Source organism: Paenibacillus dendrobii, assembly GCF_009807035.1.
In the GTDB taxonomy this organism is placed as follows: Bacteria; Bacillota; Bacilli; order Paenibacillales; family Paenibacillaceae; genus Paenibacillus_AQ; species Paenibacillus_AQ dendrobii.
The window spans coordinates 278079-295979 of the sequence record NZ_WUBI01000004.1 but is presented as its reverse complement, the minus strand read 5'-3'; the positions used below and the strand labels follow the sequence as shown (position 1 = coordinate 295979).

At 50.3% G+C, this 17901-nt stretch carries 18 protein-coding genes; 6 read left to right on the top strand and 12 right to left on the bottom strand.

The features are described 5' to 3' along the window. Window positions 1-64: 64 nt before the first annotated feature. Both GRF59_RS22675 and GRF59_RS22670 read left to right on the top strand, forming a co-directional pair. Window positions 65-967, top strand: a complete 903-nt coding sequence (locus GRF59_RS22675; protein WP_160499991.1) for a LysR family transcriptional regulator — start codon at window positions 65-67, stop codon at window positions 965-967. Between the two features lie 162 nt (window positions 968-1129). Continuing rightward, complete coding sequence (locus GRF59_RS22670; RefSeq protein WP_160499990.1) at window positions 1130-1609, top strand: GyrI-like domain-containing protein; 480 nt, start codon at window positions 1130-1132, stop codon at window positions 1607-1609. An 88-nt stretch (window positions 1610-1697) separates the two neighbouring features. Here the strand turns inward: GRF59_RS22670 and GRF59_RS22665 are convergent, their stop codons facing one another. The 5 genes from GRF59_RS22665 to GRF59_RS22645 all read right to left on the bottom strand — a co-directional run bounded on the left by GRF59_RS22665 (window position 1698) and on the right by GRF59_RS22645 (window position 6631). Then, window positions 1698-3680: an FUSC family protein gene (locus GRF59_RS22665; protein WP_160499989.1), complete on the bottom strand. Its 1983-nt coding sequence runs from the start codon at window positions 3678-3680 to the stop codon at window positions 1698-1700. Between the two features lie 56 nt (window positions 3681-3736). Continuing rightward, complete coding sequence (locus GRF59_RS22660; RefSeq protein ID WP_160499988.1) at window positions 3737-4186, bottom strand: MarR family winged helix-turn-helix transcriptional regulator; 450 nt, start codon at window positions 4184-4186, stop codon at window positions 3737-3739. Between the two features lie 216 nt (window positions 4187-4402). Further along, on the bottom strand, window positions 4403-5308 hold the full coding sequence (locus GRF59_RS22655) for an ROK family protein (RefSeq protein WP_237391985.1): 906 nt from the start codon (window positions 5306-5308) through the stop codon (window positions 4403-4405). Between the two features lie 34 nt (window positions 5309-5342). After that, entirely contained in the window at window positions 5343-6044 is a 702-nt protein-coding gene (locus GRF59_RS22650; RefSeq protein WP_160499986.1) for an N-acetylmannosamine-6-phosphate 2-epimerase, read from the bottom strand. A 356-nt stretch (window positions 6045-6400) separates the two neighbouring features. Beyond that, on the bottom strand, window positions 6401-6631 hold the full coding sequence (locus GRF59_RS22645; RefSeq protein WP_237391984.1) for a hypothetical protein: 231 nt from the start codon (window positions 6629-6631) through the stop codon (window positions 6401-6403). 184 nt (window positions 6632-6815) lie between these two features. On the opposite strand from GRF59_RS22645, the gene GRF59_RS22640 reads away from it, so the two are divergent. Continuing rightward, on the top strand, window positions 6816-7562 hold the full coding sequence (locus GRF59_RS22640; RefSeq protein WP_160499984.1) for an SDR family NAD(P)-dependent oxidoreductase: 747 nt from the start codon (window positions 6816-6818) through the stop codon (window positions 7560-7562). A gap of 154 nt (window positions 7563-7716) precedes the next feature. Here the strand turns inward: GRF59_RS22640 and GRF59_RS22635 are convergent, their stop codons facing one another. Continuing rightward, window positions 7717-7995: a hypothetical protein gene (locus GRF59_RS22635; RefSeq protein WP_160499983.1), complete on the bottom strand. Its 279-nt coding sequence runs from the start codon at window positions 7993-7995 to the stop codon at window positions 7717-7719. 119 nt (window positions 7996-8114) lie between these two features. After that, window positions 8115-9809: a methyl-accepting chemotaxis protein gene (locus tag GRF59_RS22630; RefSeq protein WP_160499982.1), complete on the bottom strand. Its 1695-nt coding sequence runs from the start codon at window positions 9807-9809 to the stop codon at window positions 8115-8117. 364 nt (window positions 9810-10173) lie between these two features. On the opposite strand from GRF59_RS22630, the gene yedE reads away from it, so the two are divergent. Both yedE and yedF read left to right on the top strand, forming a co-directional pair. Further along, on the top strand, window positions 10174-11328 hold the full coding sequence (gene yedE / locus GRF59_RS22625) for a selenium metabolism membrane protein YedE/FdhT (protein WP_202128842.1): 1155 nt from the start codon (window positions 10174-10176) through the stop codon (window positions 11326-11328). Continuing rightward, the gene (gene yedF / locus GRF59_RS22620) at window positions 11318-11545 is read left to right on the top strand and encodes a sulfurtransferase-like selenium metabolism protein YedF (RefSeq protein WP_160499981.1); all 228 of its coding nucleotides are present in this window, start codon (window positions 11318-11320) and stop codon (window positions 11543-11545) included. Before yedE ends, yedF begins: the two co-directional genes overlap by 11 nt. A 55-nt stretch (window positions 11546-11600) precedes the next feature. Here the strand turns inward: yedF and GRF59_RS22615 are convergent, their stop codons facing one another. The 5 genes from GRF59_RS22615 to GRF59_RS22595 all read right to left on the bottom strand — a co-directional run bounded on the left by GRF59_RS22615 (window position 11601) and on the right by GRF59_RS22595 (window position 16468). Further along, window positions 11601-12008, bottom strand: coding sequence for a hypothetical protein (locus GRF59_RS22615; RefSeq protein ID WP_160499980.1), 408 nt, complete (start codon window positions 12006-12008; stop codon window positions 11601-11603). A gap of 239 nt (window positions 12009-12247) precedes the next feature. After that, window positions 12248-13258 (bottom strand): NADP-dependent oxidoreductase, encoded by a 1011-nt coding sequence (locus tag GRF59_RS22610; protein WP_160499979.1) that lies wholly within the window; start codon window positions 13256-13258, stop codon window positions 12248-12250. Between the two features lie 163 nt (window positions 13259-13421). Next, a complete protein-coding gene (locus tag GRF59_RS22605) occupies window positions 13422-13712 on the bottom strand; it encodes an ArsR/SmtB family transcription factor (RefSeq protein WP_160499978.1) in 291 nt (96 codons plus the stop codon). An 80-nt stretch (window positions 13713-13792) separates the two neighbouring features. Then, window positions 13793-16033 carry a M56 family metallopeptidase gene (locus GRF59_RS22600; protein ID WP_160499977.1) on the bottom strand — a complete coding sequence of 747 codons (2241 nt, stop codon included), beginning with the start codon at window positions 16031-16033 and terminating at the stop codon, window positions 13793-13795. Window positions 16034-16066: 33 nt separating this feature from the next. Next, a complete protein-coding gene (locus tag GRF59_RS22595; RefSeq protein ID WP_160499976.1) occupies window positions 16067-16468 on the bottom strand; it encodes a BlaI/MecI/CopY family transcriptional regulator in 402 nt (133 codons plus the stop codon). 236 nt (window positions 16469-16704) lie between these two features. On the opposite strand from GRF59_RS22595, the gene GRF59_RS22590 reads away from it, so the two are divergent. Continuing rightward, the gene (locus GRF59_RS22590) at window positions 16705-17865 is read left to right on the top strand and encodes a YhgE/Pip domain-containing protein (RefSeq protein WP_160499975.1); all 1161 of its coding nucleotides are present in this window, start codon (window positions 16705-16707) and stop codon (window positions 17863-17865) included. Window positions 17866-17901: the final 36 nt, after the last annotated feature.

The following is a 17901-nucleotide window of genomic DNA, read 5'->3' as shown; positions in this document are numbered from 1 at the left end:
TCTAATATATTATATTTGGTTATCTATCATATTTAGTTATGAATAAGGAAATGAGGGGTCCCCATTGAACCTGCATGCGCTTCGTTTTTTTGCCAAGGTGGCGGATGTCGGCAGCGTAACGCTGGCTTCCGAACTGCTAAGAGTCAGCCAGCCGGCGGTCACGGCGCAGATTAAAAGGCTGGAACGCGAGCTAGGTGTTCAGCTCTGGATCCCGCAAGGGCGGGGAGTGGCCTTGACCGAGGCAGGACGCATGCTGGCTGATGAGGCTCAAAGGCTGTTTGAGCTGGAGCAAAGCATCGAGGATAGACTCAAGCGGCTGAAAAGAGGGGATGCGGGCAAACTACATTTCGCCGCAACTTATCTGCCAGCCAACTATTTGCTTCCCAAGCCTATCGCTGCATATAAGAAGCGATATCCTTCTGTCGAACTGGAACTGACGACGACCAATTCCAGTCAAGCGCTCGATCTGCTGGTTCATTTCAAGGCAGATATTGCGGTTGTCGGCGGCATTGCCAAGGAACACCCACTGCTGAACCGGACCTCCTGGGTAGAAGACGAGATGTGCTTCGTCGTACATCCGGGGCATCGCCTGGCAGGAGCCGATATTCCGCTTGCCGAAATGCTGCGGGAGCCTTTCATTATTCGTGAAGAAGGCAGTTTCTCCCGTGAACAGCTTCTTTCACTCTGCCATGTCCATAACCTTCCCGCTCCTTCGATCGGACTGCAGATGAACGGTCTTCATGAAACGCTGCGCGTTGTCATGGAAGGATACGGTGCCGCTTTTCTCTCCTCGCTGGAAACGGATTTCTTCATCACCCAGAAACAGCTCTCCAGGGTTCACGTACAGCAGGTGAAGCTCAATAATCCCATTTCAGTCTATACGCGAAAAGAACCGCTCCCCCCACCGGCCCGCCAGTTTTTCGATGCTCTCCTCTCGAAGGAAGCAACCGAAGGAGACTCGGTTTGACATTAGTCGTACAAATTAGAACAACGTTTGTCATGATCCGTCAAAAACAGCCAAATAACGAATATTACCGGCAGGAAAGCTCTGCCGCGGGCTCGAAAGTTATTCACATGTGTGACAGCTCAAAGTTTTTTTTGAAATCAAAGCGAGAAAGAGGGGATAGGTATGGAGTTTCAGGTTGTTGATAAAGAGTCATTTACGGTCACGGGTAAAATGCGTGGTGTATCCTCAAAGGACGGCAGCAATTTAGTGGATATTCCAGCCTTCTGGCAGGAGTGTCACCGGGACGGATCTACGATGAAGCTGGAGGTGATGGGAGAGGGAGGAGATCTGCTCGGCATTTGTATGGAATTTGATGGCCAGGGCGGTTTTCAATATCTGATCGGAGTCAAGACGGATGCGAACCGGCAGCAAGCAGCGGGATTCGAAACCCGCTCCATTCCTGCTGCATCCTGGGCTGTCTTCACATCTATCGGCCCCCTGCCGGCTGCTATCCAACAGGTCTGGCAATACGTCTACCAAGATTGGTTTCCAGCCAGCGGATATGAGCATGCCCCAGGACCGGAACTGGAAGTTTATCCTCCCGGCGACACCATGAGTGATGACTACCGCTGCGAGGTATGGATTCCGGTCGTAAAAAGGTAGGACGGCAGCTATATAAGAAAACAAGCCTGTGCCAGGTTCCTCATGCAAGAGTGCATTGGAGCCAGGCACAGGCTTATTTCATAGCATCTTATGTCCCCGATTTCAGCGAAGCGGTGTTCTCCCCGATCTGCAATGCAGCGTGAAGCTCCATCAGTTCATAACGCAGCGCCGAAAAAGAGGGCAGCTCCGGCACATGGATCGGAGCCGGCGATTCCGAATGCTGGACGGCATGGGCCATATCATGAAAAGCTTGCTCGAGGCCGCGCAGGGTCTCGGGCGGTTCACGATGCTCTAGTCCCCTCTCCGCTGCCGCAATGAGCACATAACCGAAATGTTGAATTTCTGCCACTGCCGGCCACCACAGGCTGATTCGCTCACGCTTTCGCACCGATTCGGCCAGAGAGGCATCGTAGAGCAGTCTGACTCGAAGCATGGCCGTTTCCAGTTCTGCAGGATGAACCACTTCTTCGGCATTTGGGCCTCCGGCGAGAAGCTGCTCCAGCAGGGCTCCTTCTTTGCGGATGACGGCTGCCATTGCTCCCGGCAGCCGGCTGGAGGAGGCACGCCGCCATAACAGCAGTATTCCAGCCAAGCCGATGGCGCTGCCTACCAGGATATCGACGATGCGGGCCGACATAAAGTAGGTCATGGCCGTTTCAGGATGATTGCTCTCTGCGATTAGCAGCGTACTGGGAGTGATAAAGATAACGGCCAGTGCGTAATTCCGCAAATAGATCAGCTCGACGATGAACTGCAGCACTGCCATGGCCAGAGCCACATAGACTCCCTCCGGCTTCAGAGACAGCAGTGCACCCCCGGCCAGCAGGCCAAGGATCGTTCCTGCCGTACGCTGAAGCGCGCGGTGCATCGTGCCGATGGCCGTCGTGCCCAGCATGACGGCTGCACAGGACAAAGGCACCCAATAGGAGCGGTGAAAGCCGAATCCATAAGCAACGGCTGCCGCAATGGCAATCATAATGCCGTAGCGGCCGGCGGTGCTCAGCAGCGTGGATTGGCGGTTAAACGCACCGGATAGAATCAGCCGCAGGCGGTTCTCCGGTTCAGCCAATGGGGCTTGAACAACAGCCTCGCCTGATTCGCTCAATAGAGACCGAGCTTCCTCCATCTGGAAGTTCAGCCGCTCGTTCAGTTTATCCTCGGTACGGGTATACGACCTAACCTTTCGAGAAGCCTCAACATGCCCTGCTCCTTGAATTCCGGCTGCAATCGACCGGATCGAAGCCGCTGCCTCCACATCGCCTGAAGCTCGCTGACCCAGTGCAATCTCTACCAGGGTCAGATACATCTCGTTGGCCTTTTGGGACAGCTGCATGAGGCGCTGGGTTGGCGCATAGGCATGCCTCCAGCGCAATTCGCCGCCGGCTACCGTTTTACCGGCATTTTGCAGGGCGACCGCTGCCTTATACTGCGCGTCATATTGATGCTCCGTGCCCATTGAGTCAATGAATTGGGCTAATGAAGCATAGGCCCCTGCAACAGCTTTCGTTTCCGGCCGATGCGGATTCAGCAGCCATCCGGCCATGCCGACAACCCAAGCCAGCAACCCGCCCGCAAAAACAAATCCGGTCCGCAGTGGAACGAATGACAAATCATAAGGCAGACTCGTACCGACAGCAAAGGTCAAAATAAAAAACATGGCCGATGGCCCGGTGACCTGGAAGGCTCCGAAGCAGAATACGGCAGCCGCACCGATCAGCCCGAACAGCAGTACCATCAGCCAAGGAATCGTTCCCGTCAAAGAGCCGAGTCCGAAAGATACAGCCATCCCCAAGGCCACCAGCAGCAGCTTAATCGCCCGCTGTCTATAGGTTTCATTCGATACGTACAAAAAGGTAAAGCCCCCGATGGAGGCGCATAATCCATAATCCATATGTCCGGTCAAAGCCCCGATCAGAACCGGAATCCCTGCACTGACGGCAGAGCCGATGCCCCGGAACCACTGCAGCGGCAAAGGCCGAACCCGGAAGGCGTCGCGCACCTTCACTGCAGCCGGCCCCCGCTGCGCCGTTCTGCGCCGAACATAATCATTTTGATGCGATTCAGTTATCATTAGGTTTCTCTCCAGTTGGTAATCTCTTTTGTCATCGTGTTTATGCTGTACAGGATTCAGCTGTGATCCGTTTCTTTTGCCGACTCAGCATTATGCTGAATTTTCATTAGCGTCGCCAAAAATATACTCAAGTCCTTTTCCGGAATTCCGGCTACAATCTCATCCGCAAAAAGCTGATTCACATGCGTAAACAGCCTTTCCCTCAGTTGTCTGCCTTCATCCGTAATAAAAATAAGAAACGAGCGCCGATCATCCTTGTTTTTGTCTCTGCGGACCAGCTGCTTGCGTTCCAGAATATCCAATATTTTAGTCAGTGTCGCCTGATCCTTATCCGCGATGAGGGACAGCTCCTTTTGTGTAATCCCGTCCTGCTCCCCCAAACGTTTCAGTACAGTCCACTGCTCGGGTGTAATGTCGTCTTCCTTAAAATGCATCGTTAAGTAACGCAGTAATGTCCGGCTGGTCTTTGAAATCAAATGCCCGTAAAGATGCTCTTTGTCCTCCATACCTGAAGCTGCTGCCTCCTTCGTTGGCTGCTGGTTATTGTTTAATTGTATAGGTTCATTTCATTTTTGTAAATATTATATGTATACAAACATTTATTATACTAACTAATAATCAAAAAAAAGAGCAGCTCTCAGCCGCCCTATTATCGTCATTTGACATCATTTTCGACTCATCGGTTTACATCCAATGCTGCCCGAAAACGAAGTCATCTACATTTATTTTTTGATTGTGCTCAAATGCTCCAGAATTAGCTTAGCCGCGCCGATTGCACCTGCTTCATTGCCAAGCTCGGCCGGACGAATATCCGCATCCATTTGCATGTTTTGCATGCATTCCAACAAGTACGGCCACCATATAGCCCTGGAGTCGATAAGGCCTCCACCGAGCAAAATAGCCTGCGGATTCAAGCCGACATGAATGTTATTCACGACAATAGCCAAATGCGCAGTGAACTGCTTCAACACCTCAGTGACCAGCAGATTCCCTTTCAGATGATCATCCAGCACTTCGACACCGGAAGTATACGTACTTCCTGTAGCTTCACTGGCAAGCTTGACTAAGGCCGTACCCGACAGATATTGCTCGATACAGCCGCGTAAACCGCAGTTGCAGAGCCTACCGCCAGGAACCAAAATGGTGTGCCCCCATTCTCCACCGTTCCAATGAGCCCCTCTATACAGCTCGCCGCCGATCATATTCGCTCCGCCAACACCCGTTCCAAGCGTCAGCATGGACAGATCCTTCACGTCTCTGCCCGCTCCGAGCCAGGCTTCGCCGACCAGCGCGGTATTGGCATCGTTATCAACAAATACAGGCAGCTTATACGCCTCTTCCACAAATTGCTTCACATTAGAGCCCTGCCAGCCAGGCAGGTTGTCAGTCGCATATACAATTTCGCCTGTCCGCACGTTGACCCTGCCGGCCGTGCCGATCCCAATGCCCTGGATATCCCCATGCTGTGCCATGAGGTTATCCAACAGATTTGTCATATTTTCAAGAATGCGTTCCTTCCCCTGCGTGGCCTCGGTTGCAATTTTACCCTGATCCATAACCCGGCCCGAATCATCCAGAACCATCCCTTTAATAGAGGTGCCGCCAATATCGATACCTATGACCTTCATGCCTGCTCCCATCCTTTCATTGTCCCCGGCCTTCTTAACGGGCTTCCCCGTCCGACGCTTCGCGGACAGCCACAGCAAACCTCTCCGTAATCAGTTTGGGCCTTGTAATAGCCGATCCGACAACGACCGCGTGCGCTCCAAGCTTCAGGCAATGCGCAGCCTGCTCCGGTGTATTGATCCTTCCTTCCCCAATGACAGGGATCCGGATGCTGCGAACCGCCTCCTGCAGCAGCTTGAAGTCAGGCTCCTTTTGCTGCGGTGAATAAGGGGTATACCCGGAAAGCGTCGTCGAAATGCAATCGACTCCGATGGACTCTGCGTACAAGGCTTCCTCCATCGTCGATATATCGGCCATCACCCTTTGCCCGCGTTCCTTCATGTAAGCCACAAGCTCTTCCAGCGTTTCCCCATGAGGTCTTGGGCTGCGGGTCGCATCCAGCGCGATGACATCCACCCCGGCATCCATCAGCTCACGGACTTCGCGAAGAGTGGGCGTAATATATACACCGCTGTCATCATAGTCCCGTTTGATGATACCGATAATCGGCAATCGGGTCGTTCGCTTGATTGACGTGATGTCGTGTACGCTGTTCGCCCGGATACCGATAGCGCCGCCCTGGTCAGCTGCAAGAGCCATTTTGGCCATCGTGTCCCCTCCATGCAGCGGCTCATCCTCAAGAGCCTGGCAAGAAACGATCAACCCGCCTCGTATCTTTTCAAAATATAGATCTCCCATGCATTCATCTCCTGTTTATCCTCTACCTTTTCGGTACGGGAATGATTTTCCGATGCTTCATGGAAACGATTATAGCAAATATTAAAGATTTTCTCCATTATTAAATATAAATTAGGAGATTTTTTCTTTCATAATAAAATAATCGCATATCCCCGTACTTTCAAGGTAGACAAACCGCATTTCAGAGAATGTTTTTCTTGCGATATAAAGAACCCGGCTCCTCGAAGCTTAGTTTTTTTGTATCTAAAAAAAGCCGAATCCCGAAGCATCACCCGATGCGCATTCCTCCGAATTCAGCGTTATTCATGTTGTTTCGTCCATGTTATAAGAGTACATCGCAATACCGGCCCGATCATCTAGCAAAAGCGTTTGAAGTTTATATTTCCATGTTTCATCCGCAGCGCATCCCGCAGCTCGATCAGATCCTTCTCCGCCATTTGCTCCAGGGTTTTCCTCGGATAGTCCAGCCCATGCTCCTCCGCCAAATCGAGAATCCCGGAAATATACAGTTCTCTGTAATCCTTCTCCTTCATTGCCGCCTCATCCCTCCAGACTCTTTCGTCCAAGCTTATATTAAATGTACCCATATTCCGGTTTCAAGCTTCAAAATTATCAGTACTTTCCCTTAAGTTTCAATGATCCTTAACATCTTACATGTGCCGTTAGCTTTAGAATATGTTAGGATAGTCTGCCGACTAATCGAGACATGCCAGCAACATAGGATGCAGATTTCGAGGCTCATATATTCAAAAATGGGAAGGATGAAGCAGTATGTCAGACAAAGTAGCCATCGTAACCGGAGCAGCCGGAGGTATTGGATTCGCCGCAGTTCAAAAGTTATCCTCGCAGGGTTTTAAAGTCGTGCTGGTCGATTTCAACGAAGCTGCCGGCCTCGAAAGCCTTGAGAAAATCAAAAGTGCTGGAGGCGAAGGCATTTTCGTCAAAACCGATGTGTCGTCTGAAGAGGACGTGCAAAACTATATTCAAAAAACGATGGAAACCTACGGACGTATCGATGTACTGGTGAACAACGCCGGCGTCGTGGAGAAAGCAACCCTGCTCGCCGAGAAAACGCTTGCTGATTTTGACCGCATTATCGGCATTAACCTTAAAAGCGTTTTCCTCGGCATGAAGTATGCGCTTCCAATTATGGTTGAGCAGAAAAAGGGCGCTATCGTAAACACGGCTTCGATCGGCGGTTTGTTCAGCACTCCGCTCAACAGCATCTACGCGGCAAGCAAGCATGGTGTCGTCGGCCTTACCAAAACGGCAGCCGTGGAATACGGACCTATGGGCGTCCGCATTAACGCCGTTTGTCCGGGCACCGTGTATACCAACCTTGTCAAAGAGGCAGCCAAAGACATGCCGCAGACCGATCGCCAGTACTATCCTTCCTATCCGATGGACCGATTGGCGCAGCCAGATGAAATTGCCAACGTGATCGCATTCCTGGCTTCCGATGAAGCCAGCTACGTCAACGGTGCCTGCGTCAATATTGATGGCGGACAGCGCATGTAGACGTTTCAGTTCATAAGGGCAGCCTGAATAGGCTGCCTTTTTTTGTCATCTGTCACCTCTCACGGTCACGCTCTGTCCCCCGAAGCCAACAAGAAAAGCCCATTGGTCCCTTCAACGGGGCAATGAGCTATTCTAGCGGGTGTGCAGCCTTCGACTAATCTTCGTCTACGGCAATCCCTATATCCATCAGATAATCCATCTCGGCATCGAGTACAGCTTCGACGGTCATTTCATCCAGCTTAACATCCTTGCGGCTCAGTACATAATCGACCAAGTCATCGCTGTCGATCTCAACCTCACCTTGTTCATTCGCTTCCGCCGTGTTAATAAACGTCTTCTCATGCTTCAGGACAGCCCTGATGCTGTCGGGTTCAGCGCCCGTCTCAGCCGCTATGTACTGCACAAGCTCCTTCTCGTTGAGTGTGCCGCTCATGGCCTTTTCATCTCCTTATTTCATGTCCTAGCGCCATTGTAACACAAAATGCTTGGGTTTCCATTTTTTCAAACCGTAATTTAACAAATTTACAAAAGTAGAGATGTTTTTTTCGACATTCAACTGTCTTTATATTTGAATTTCCGGATCTCTTCCTGCAATCCGAGCGCCATCCCGTTCATAGATCCGGTGGACCCGGAGATCTCCTCCATCGCAGCCAGCTGCTCTTCGGTCACTGCTGCCACGCTTTGCGAGTGCTCCGCAATGCGGGAAGACAGCTCTACCATCCGTTCTTCCGAGCTCAGCAGCTGTTCCGTCAAGGCGGAGAGCTCCTCCGTGGATGCAGATACCTCTTGGGCTTGTCCGGTAACGGTTTGGATGGATGCGTAAATATCCTCAAAGGCCTTACCCGTTTGATGCATCGCCTCCATCCCTGCTTCCAGCTCAGCCGATCCCCTCTGCATGGCATCGACGGATGTGGATACATTCCCCACCATGTCACGGAGGCCTCCGGCGATTTGCTCCGAAGCGGTACCGACCTGCTCAGCCAGCTTTTTCACCTCGCCGGCTACTACGGCAAATCCTCTTCCGTGCTCCCCTGCACGCGCAGCTTCGATGCTTGCATTCAGCGACAGCAAATGCGTCTGGTCTGCGATCCCCTTAATGAACAGAGAAATTCTCTCAATCTGTTGGGAACGGTGACCCAAATCGTTGACAGCCTTTCGGGATTCCTCCATCACAGACTGGATTTTGTTCATCTGCAATACGGTTCCCGCCAGAAGCTCTCTTCCCTGTTCAGATTGCTTCTGCACGGTCTCGGCAGATTCAACCGTAACCGATGCGGATTCCGCGATCCGCTGCAAGCTTGCCGAACTCTCCCCCATCGCCGTTTTGTTCTCCTTCATCCGGGCCATCTGGTTTTCTGCCGCTGCGGACACCTCCTGCATCGATTCGGCAATCTGCTGCGAAGCCAGCACAGTCTGCTCCGAACCAAGCACAAGCTCCCCGGATGCTGCAGCTACCTCAGACGCGTGGTGATCAATTTGACGCATCAGCTGGTTCAAATGATGCCTCATATCATCAAAAGAACGGGCCATGCTGCCAATCTCATCCTTCTGACGAATATTCAGATCCCTTCCCGTCAAATCGCCTCCGGCGATTTGCTCCACAGCGCTTGCAACCATCGAAATCGGACGGGATATCATACGAATCATCAGGTAAGCCATGACGCTTCCTACCAGCAAGGACAGCAGCACTGTCATGCCCAGCACCACTTTCGTTTGCGTTTCCTGCTTCTTGGTCCGCTCCAAGTCTTCATTCAGCAGCACCTGCTGGTAATTTTCCAGCTCAGCCGCGGCTGTGGTCATTTTCTTAACCATGGGTGCACATTTTTCCTCGACAAGGCGGGTATACGTAGCCACGTCATTTTTTTTCTTGTACGCCGCAATCTCATCCACGATCACGGAATACTGAATCTCCAAATCAGCAAGCTGATCAGACAGTTCTTTCCCTTTTCCCGTTTGATTTAAGCCGCCCACTTTTGTTTGCGTATCGCTAAACTGCTTGCGCGTCTCCTCGTAGCCACTGAAATCCTCCTCATTTCCCGTCAGCAAATATCCTCTGACATTCTCGGCCTCCAGCGCAGCGATTCGCCCAAGGTCTTTGGCCAGAAGCATGTTTTGTACACGATCATCTATCAGGCTACGGTAGCTTTTGTTGGCGCTCGAGAGCTGCACCCAGCCAATGGTGCCTACAATCACGGTAAGGATCAGAACGGCCGCAAAGCTCAGAGACAGTTTTTGTTTAAATTTCATGCTTGCAAGCTCCTTCAGAGTATGTAATATAATGGGACTTATTACCTATTAGTTTATACTATGTTTATACACGAAAATAGATTTTATAAAACCATATTTTTTAAAATCGAAATCGTTTTTTAATATATATCTATCAAAAATTCACAAGATGTTCATATTTCAAATCCTGGTTCTCCGAATTCGGAGATTCAGAACCCATCGGCTTAAAAAAGAATTCCCCGCACATGCTCCAATAAATGATGTAAAATTGATAAGGTTTGGAACATACATATTCGTTATTCCAACATTTTAGCGTTTATGAAGGGCAGGAATCGCAATCGTGTTAAAAAAAGTATTCAATCAGTACTGGAGTCCTTATATCGTGATGGCTGTTGCAGGCATCCTGAGCGCTGTATACTTCGGGATTACCAAAACGGTATGGGCGGTAACCGGTGAGTTTACCCGTCTGGGCGGGCATATTCTCGAGCTGTTCGGCGTTGATATTTCCGATTGGGCTTACTTCAAGTTAATTCATATGGAAGGGACGACCTTCACCCGTACGGACGGCTGGATTGTCTGGGGCATGTTCATCGGAGCGCTGCTTATGGTGCTGTTCAGCAATAACTTCAAAATCAGGATGCCGCGACAAAAGCGCCGTTTGTTTCAAGGATTGATCGGCGGATTTGTCGCCGGCTTCGGCGCCCGGATGGCGCTTGGCTGCAACCTGGCTGCTTTTTTTACAGGCGTGCCGCAGTTCTCGCTGCACTCGTGGATTTTCATTGTCGCCACGGCAGTCGGTACCTTCGGGGGCGCCAAAATCGTCAACACCTCCTGGTGGAAGGGTAAGCCTGTCCTGCAAAAGGGCAACACGGCTTCGATCGTCAAGGAACGCAAACAAATTCAGCCGTATATCGGAGCCGTCCTTGCGCTCGCCTATGCCCTACTTATTATTTACTTCTATGCAGCAGGCAAAAACATGCTGGGTACGGCAGCCTTGTTCGGCGCAGCCTTCGGCATCCTCATCGAAAGAGGACAAATCTGTTTCACCTCCGCTTTCCGCGATTTGTGGATCAGCGGACGCGCCACCATGACCAAAGCCATTACGCTCGGCATGGGTGTAAGCTCCATCGTAACGCTGATCATCATTCTGGTGAACGGCATGGACCCTGTCACTAAAATGGCGGCTCCAAGCACGCTGATCGGCGGCCTCCTGTTTGGCGTCGGCATCGTTATGGCAGGCGGATGCGAAACCGGCATGATGTACCGCTTGATGGAGGGACAGGTGATTTTCCTGCCGGTATTTATCGGTAATATCGCCGGCGCTACCGTGCTTGCCTATGGTTGGGATCATCTCGGAATCTATAACGCGCTGGTGAAGATGGGAAAACCTATCAACCTGATCGAGGTCATGGGGCCGGCATGGGCACTGATTTCAACCCTTGTTCTGCTGGCAGCCGGATTTCTCATTGCTGTCATTTGGCAAAAAAACTACCGCTTCGGCGTCGGGTTCAAGAAAGGGGAAACGAAACATGTCCATTGATTACACACTTGATCTTCGCGGAGAATCTTGTCCTTATCCGGTGATCTATACACTTGAAACGCTTCAGGAAATGAAAAAGGGAGAACTGCTGCAGGTGATTGCCGATTGCCCTGCCGCCTTCCGCAATGTTCCAGAGGAAGTCGTCAAGCATGGTTATACGCTTGAACAGGAACCCGTGAAAAACGGCCGGGAGCTGCTGTTCTACATTCGGGCATAGCTAGCCAAAATGATACCTCAAAACAAAAAAAGGATTAGGGTGCGTTTCTTTCGCCCTAATCCTTTTCAATTTCAAATTGATCCGCTGCCCAGGCCACAAATGGAACACGCCCCCGTACATTCAGATCCTTAATATGAATAAACACGTCACGGTCCGCCTTCATCGTAAAACGGATCCAATTGTCATAAATCATAACCTTCTCTACTTCCGTCAGATCAAACGTCCTAGTGCCTTGGATGTTGACTACCCTCACCTTGTCTCCCTTGATGCGGATGTAACGTGCATACACATAAGCGAAACGCAAAGACAAGAGCAGGAGCACCGCCATAAAAACGATATTCCACACGGCTTGTGCCGTCGTGTAATCAGAGGTCGACTGCAGCGCCAGCCGGATGATAACAGCGAGCAGGAGCAATCCAAACATCACGATGTTCATCTTGTTGCCTTTAAATTTTGCAGTCATAGTCTGAAACTTCCTTATCTTAAAATATCGCCGAGGACCGATAGGTACCGGCTCTTCAATATAACGCTATTTTCATGCCCGCACAAGGCTTCCCCGAAAAAAAGCCCCCCGGAATCCGCTAACAGGGAACGAATGCGGGACGCCCCCTCCCTGGGATAATGCATAGAGGCTCCCTCCACAAACGGAGAGAGCCTCTTCCTGTTTCATATTTCCTCGTCAAACTCTAATGAGTCTGCCGCTTAATCCACTTTTACGAGCATCTTGCCCAGGTTCGTTCCCTGGAACAGCTGCAAGAAAGCGTCAATGATATGGTCAAAGCCGTCAACGATCGTTTCTTCGTATTTCAGTTTGCCTTCGGACAACCATTTTCCAAGCTGTGTCAAGCCCTCTTGTTGGCGGGAAGCATAGTCTCCCAGGACGAAGCCTTTCATCAGCGAACGGGTCTTGATGATCTTCGACTGAATGCGCGGGCCCATGTCGCCATCTGTACTATTGTAAGAAGATATCGCGCCGCACAGCGGGATACGGGCATAATCATTCAGTAGATTGATCACCGCATCCGAAACCGAGCCGCCTACATTGTCAAAATACACATCTACGCCATTCGGACACGCCTCTTCCAGCGCCTTGCCCAAATCTTTAGTCGTTTTATAGTTAATAGCAGCATCAAAGCCCAGCTCGTTGATCAGATATGCGCATTTCTCATCCGTTCCGGCAATGCCGACGGCGCGGGCGCCTTGGATTTTCGCAATCTGTCCAACGAACATGCCTACGGAGCCAGCTGCACCGGATACCACAACCGTTTCTCCAGCCTTCGGCTGCCCGATATCCAGAAGACCGAAATAGGCGGTAAGCCCGGTCAGACCGAGCACGCTCAAATAAGCGGACAACGGCGCAATGGATTCATCAATTTTCCGGACAAGCTTCGCGTCTACCACATTGTAGAGCTGCCAACCCAGCATGCCGATCACTTTGTCGCCGGCTTTAAACAGATCGGATTTCGACGCTACGATTTCTCCCACGATTCCGCCTGAAATGACCTCGTTCAGTTCATACGGCGCGACATAGGATTTGGCATCGCTCATTCTGCCGCGCATGTAAGGATCCACGGACAGATACACGCTGCGTACCACAACTTGTCCTGCTTCTGGCTCCTGCACTGGTGCTTCGCGATATTCAAAATTTTGTTCCGTCGGCATTCCCACCGGACGTGACTTCAAAGCAATGGATCTATTGGTTAACTGTTGCATGTATGTTCACTGCTCCCATATTCATATTTTTGATGAAAAGTGACTACGCAATCCCGTGCTGTCTGCACCCAAATGGCAAAGGGCGGATAAGTAAGACAGTTCATTTAATCAGATAGTTTTAAAACTTTAAAACTATTGGTCTAAAATCAGGGTTTCCTGTCCATTATAAACTGTCCAAGAAACCCGGCATAAATTCGTTCAATGTCTCCTCCCTCAACTCGCTGCACTTGTTCTGGCCCTTACGGAACACCTGAATCAAGTCCGCTTCGTACAAAATCTTGAGGTGGTAAGATACATTGGACTTGTCCACTCCGACCGCCTCTCCAATCTCACCACAAGTATTGCTGCTCGGGTGGCGGTGCAGGTAACGGATCATTTCAATGCGCTTTACTTCCGCCATGGCTTTAAAAATCTTAGCCCGCTTTTCATCGTCTTTCGAAGGTTTGATAGTCATAGAACTATACTATTCCCCGTTAGATGAGAAGTCAATCCAGCCGCCTATTCCTTATTATGGAACCAAGGCGTTCCACAATATTATGATTTGCCTTGCTCCATTAAATATTGCACAATGCTTTGCTCCTCTGAACCTTGACCAATGAATCTGGCCTGAAAGATGACCCCGTCATTCAGCCAAAAATAACTGACACGGTCGGTTTCGTTCGGGCTGCTAAGTTCGCCATCGATTTTAAATTTTTCTGAATGGAGCACTTCACGGCCCTGAATCGTGATGGGCTGCAGGTTAACAGTAAATTTCTTCCCGTCGATTCTCATTAAAGATAACTTCCTGTCCTTTTTCATATCTTCGTACATATGCCCGTTCAGCATCTGTGTGAGCTCCACACGCTTTACTCCGGCGGAGGAAGCACTGGGGTTATACGTAACCGCAAGCAGCATTCGCATGGAGTCCTGGTCACTTTCCGGATAGTTGAAATTCACTTTACGGGACACATAGGCTCCGCTCGCGGCAAAATCCCCGGGCAGTTTCCGTGGAAATGAGGCATGATAACCAATGAGCTTCTGTGCACGCCGGATATCCTCCGTATCGAACAGATATGTCAGCGCTCTCGCGTAGTAATCATTGTTTTCGTAAAGTTTGTTCAGATTCTCATCCGGGTATTTCATGGAAGCGATCATATTCTCGAAGTCCCGGCTTGTCACTTGACCATCGCCCCCCAATTTATAAGCGACGCCTTGATCCTTCCAGACATAGTAGTATCTTTCCGGTTGCCCTTTCCATGCGGTCATTCGAATGGTTACCTTCAAGCCTTCAAGCCCATTCACGGACACCGCCGATTTCTCAATGACCTTGCCGCCGGCTTGCGCGTCTCCCAGATCTTCTTCCTCGGTGCGGATTTGTTCATACCACTGCTGCGGTTCCGCGCCACGTACGATGTTAAGATCCATATAGCCGGAGATTTCATTCACGTGCGCTTTCTGGTACCGTACATTTACGGCGGAACTTGCTGATGATGTTAAGGGTTGCAGGTGAAAGCTGATATTGTCGAAGGTATATCCACTCGGCAGCACCGAAGGAACCTTGAACCGGAACGGCGCCACACGGGCTGCCTTTTCGAGATTATCGTACTCCCGGAATTCGCCATCCGCGAAGAGCATCTCATCCCCGCCCTCTTCAGCATGAATCCAGGCGGAAGTCCCCGCCTTCGACACCGGCGCATTCGTCAGCGTGGCCGCGCCGACCAAGAGCACCAACAGTACCGCCAGTACGGAAAACTTATATGAACCCCTTTTAAAGGATTGAATCATCCGAATCCGCCGCACAATGTCCTTTTCACCATTCAGGCCTTTGAAGTACAGCAGATGGGGATGATTCCGGCCGGATGAGTACCTTTTCAGATACCCGATAATGGTCATGCCGTACGGTACGGCTTCTTCTTCGCCAAGCACCTCCAGTACGCAGGCATCGCATGCCAGCTCCCGGTCCGCTTTCATTCGGCGCATCATCATCCATACCAGCGGATTCATCCAGTGGACGGCAAGTACAAGACTGCCGAGCATGTTCCAAGCCGTATCTTTTCGTTTATAATGGGCCAGTTCATGCGCAATCACATGCTTCAGACGGGCTGCTTCCTCCGGATCACAGGAGAGTGTTTCAGGCAGATAGACTGCCGGACGGATCATTCCCGAAATATACGGGCTTTGTATCGAAGGGCTCATGTAAAGAGATACCGGACGTTTCAAAGTAAATAAACGGCGGCATTCCTCTGCCACATTTCTCATGGTTAAGTCACTGACGCGGTTGAAGCTTTTTTGCTTTCTCTTGATCCGCAGCCAGAACATCAAATGATACGCCAAAAAGGATGCCGTACCGGCCAGCCATATGACGGACAGAATCCGAATCGCCGGATGATTTTCTCTCTCTGTAATCGCAGCAGCGCCTGCGCCTCGATCCAGCTGCAGGACCGGCTGCTGTTGACTGTTTCCTCCGGCTCCATTCAATGTATAATGGGATTGAGTAGTATTTTCTTTGATGCTGTTTCCTGTTTCCGTTCTCGGCTTGTCCTGCTGAGACGGAAGATGGGCAACAGCATTTTTTATATCCGAGATGGCAGGAAATACGTTGAATAAGCTCACCGGACTGTCCGGAAATACCGGCAGCACCAGTCTTGCCAGCACGATCAGCCATAACGAATACCTCAGACGGGCGCTGATGCGCCTGCGGAGCAGATGTTGTACTGCCATCACCACGATGGCGACCAAGCTGGCCGTCAGTGTCGAAGCGACAAACCATCTGAAGAGGCTTTCAGCTATATTCATGGAATGACCTCATTTGATTAAATTTGGATTTCATTATGACTGTGGTGAATCTTTCGAGTCCTGACTTTGCTTTTCCATCAAAATCTGCTGCAATCGTTCGATCTCCTTGTCAGACAGCTGCGTTTCCTCCAAAAAGTTCGTCATCATCAGTCCCGCCGCTCCGTTAAACACACGGTTCAAAAAGGATTTGCTCTCCGCGCGCACGCATTCTTTTTCCGAAATCAGCGGATAATATTGATAGCTTCTGCCGGATTTTTGATACCCCAGCGCTTTTTTCTTCATCAGTCGGTTAATGAACGTTCTGACCGTTTGATCGCTCCAGTCCGTATCCGCAGGCAAATACTGCACGATTTGCTCCGCCGTGAGCGGGTTTTCCTTCCAGACAATCTTCATGATCTCCCACTCGGATTCCGAAATTTTGGGCATACTTTCCATTCTCACACCTCCTTTCCGGTTCAAATTAAACTATTACAAGTGTAAATATAAACGATGCATCAAACTATTACAACTGTAATTGTGTCTTAAATGAAAACTTTTCATTTTGTATATGACCAAAATCACATACAAGCGCATACATTTGTTGACACCTCCAAAACCCCGGCGTATAATTCTAAATCAATTACTCTAATTAAAGTAATCAAATCAAATTTAGAATATTGAGGTGTGGGGCAATGAAAAATATTTTAACGTTTCTCAAAAACAAATCCGTCATTGGCGGCATCACGATGGTGCTGTTTTACCAGGTTGCCTTTATCCTGATTTTCATGACAGGTTACAGCGCAATTCCGAAAAACATGAACGAAATGACCGTCGCCATTGTCAACGAGGACAAACAGGCGGGCACAGATATTGCGGCAGGTCTGGCCAAGCAGCTTCCTTTCAAAATGGTGACCGATCTTCCGCTGGATAAAGCCCAGGAGCAGTTGAATGACCGTGATATTGCTTTGATCATTCACATTCCGCAGGACTTTACGAAGCAGTTGTCTACATCCGGAACAAAAGCCAAAATGGACTTCTTCATGAACCAGTCCAACCCGGCGATGGTCTCCAGCAGCATGCAGTCGGTCGTTACGCAAATCACGACCAATTTGAATAACCAGCTGGCGACGCAGTCCGCCCAGGGCGTCTTCCAATCGATGAAAATGCCGGCGGAGCAGGCACAGAAGCTCGCAGCCGAGATCCCTACCAAGCTGGATGCCAATATCGTCAATACCAATCCGGTACCGGCAGGCATGCATAACCAAATGGCACCATTTTTCCTGACGATGGTCAGTTATGTGGGCGCCATGATTTTCTCCATGATGATGGTCGGTGCCATGAACGCGCTGAAACGCAAAATGGGCTTTTGGCAGGCCTTCTGGTCCGCGCAAGCAACCAATGCGATCGTCTCTCTGATTGCGCCGCTGATCGGGATTTCGATTTATTTCCTGATTCAGGGCGGTTACGGAGCGGAGACTTTCGTGAAGGTATGGCTTGTACACGCGCTTGAATTGTTCGGAGCCATTGAGTTTATGTCCATCTTCAGTTTATTATTAAAGGACAAGGCCATTTTCGCCAACCTGACCCTCATGCTGATCCAAACCATCAGCAGTGGCGCGACGATGTCTCAGGAAATGATGCCGTGGCTCTTTAAGATTGTGAGCTATATTTCCATCATGTTCTATACCGTTCAAACGGACTTTTCGATCATTTTCGGCGGCGGCAAGCTGCCTGAACATCTGCTCGGATTGTGGATCGCATCCATTGCTTCGATGATCATCTGCCTTCTTGCTTTCTACTTTGTTTCTCCGAAAGAAGCAGCCGATGACCAAGAGAAGCACGCAGTCGCTTAACATCGCGCAGTGCGCATCAGGGGTATTCATTAGCCT

Excerpts from the sequence above, each read along its gene's own strand:
- GRF59_RS22670 (WP_160499990.1), top strand. The coding sequence starts at position 1,130 with ATGGAGTTTCAGGTTGTTGATAAAGAGTCATTTACGGTCACGGGTAAA.
- GRF59_RS22665 (WP_160499989.1), bottom strand. The coding sequence starts at position 3,680 with ATGATAACTGAATCGCATCAAAATGATTATGTTCGGCGCAGAACGGCG.
- GRF59_RS22660 (WP_160499988.1), bottom strand. The coding sequence starts at position 4,186 with ATGGAGGACAAAGAGCATCTTTACGGGCATTTGATTTCAAAGACCAGC.
- GRF59_RS22655 (WP_237391985.1), bottom strand. The coding sequence starts at position 5,308 with ATGAAGGTCATAGGTATCGATATTGGCGGCACCTCTATTAAAGGGATG.
- GRF59_RS22650 (WP_160499986.1), bottom strand. The coding sequence starts at position 6,044 with ATGGGAGATCTATATTTTGAAAAGATACGAGGCGGGTTGATCGTTTCT.
- GRF59_RS22645 (WP_237391984.1), bottom strand. The coding sequence starts at position 6,631 with ATGGGTACATTTAATATAAGCTTGGACGAAAGAGTCTGGAGGGATGAG.
- GRF59_RS22640 (WP_160499984.1), top strand. The coding sequence starts at position 6,816 with ATGTCAGACAAAGTAGCCATCGTAACCGGAGCAGCCGGAGGTATTGGA.
- GRF59_RS22635 (WP_160499983.1), bottom strand. The coding sequence starts at position 7,995 with ATGAGCGGCACACTCAACGAGAAGGAGCTTGTGCAGTACATAGCGGCT.
- GRF59_RS22630 (WP_160499982.1), bottom strand. The coding sequence starts at position 9,809 with ATGAAATTTAAACAAAAACTGTCTCTGAGCTTTGCGGCCGTTCTGATC.
- yedE (WP_202128842.1), top strand. The coding sequence starts at position 10,174 with ATGGCTGTTGCAGGCATCCTGAGCGCTGTATACTTCGGGATTACCAAA.
- yedF (WP_160499981.1), top strand. The coding sequence starts at position 11,318 with ATGTCCATTGATTACACACTTGATCTTCGCGGAGAATCTTGTCCTTAT.
- GRF59_RS22615 (WP_160499980.1), bottom strand. The coding sequence starts at position 12,008 with ATGACTGCAAAATTTAAAGGCAACAAGATGAACATCGTGATGTTTGGA.
- GRF59_RS22610 (WP_160499979.1), bottom strand. The coding sequence starts at position 13,258 with ATGCAACAGTTAACCAATAGATCCATTGCTTTGAAGTCACGTCCGGTG.
- GRF59_RS22605 (WP_160499978.1), bottom strand. The coding sequence starts at position 13,712 with ATGACTATCAAACCTTCGAAAGACGATGAAAAGCGGGCTAAGATTTTT.
- GRF59_RS22600 (WP_160499977.1), bottom strand. The coding sequence starts at position 16,033 with ATGAATATAGCTGAAAGCCTCTTCAGATGGTTTGTCGCTTCGACACTG.
- GRF59_RS22595 (WP_160499976.1), bottom strand. The coding sequence starts at position 16,468 with ATGGAAAGTATGCCCAAAATTTCGGAATCCGAGTGGGAGATCATGAAG.
- GRF59_RS22590 (WP_160499975.1), top strand. The coding sequence starts at position 16,705 with ATGAAAAATATTTTAACGTTTCTCAAAAACAAATCCGTCATTGGCGGC.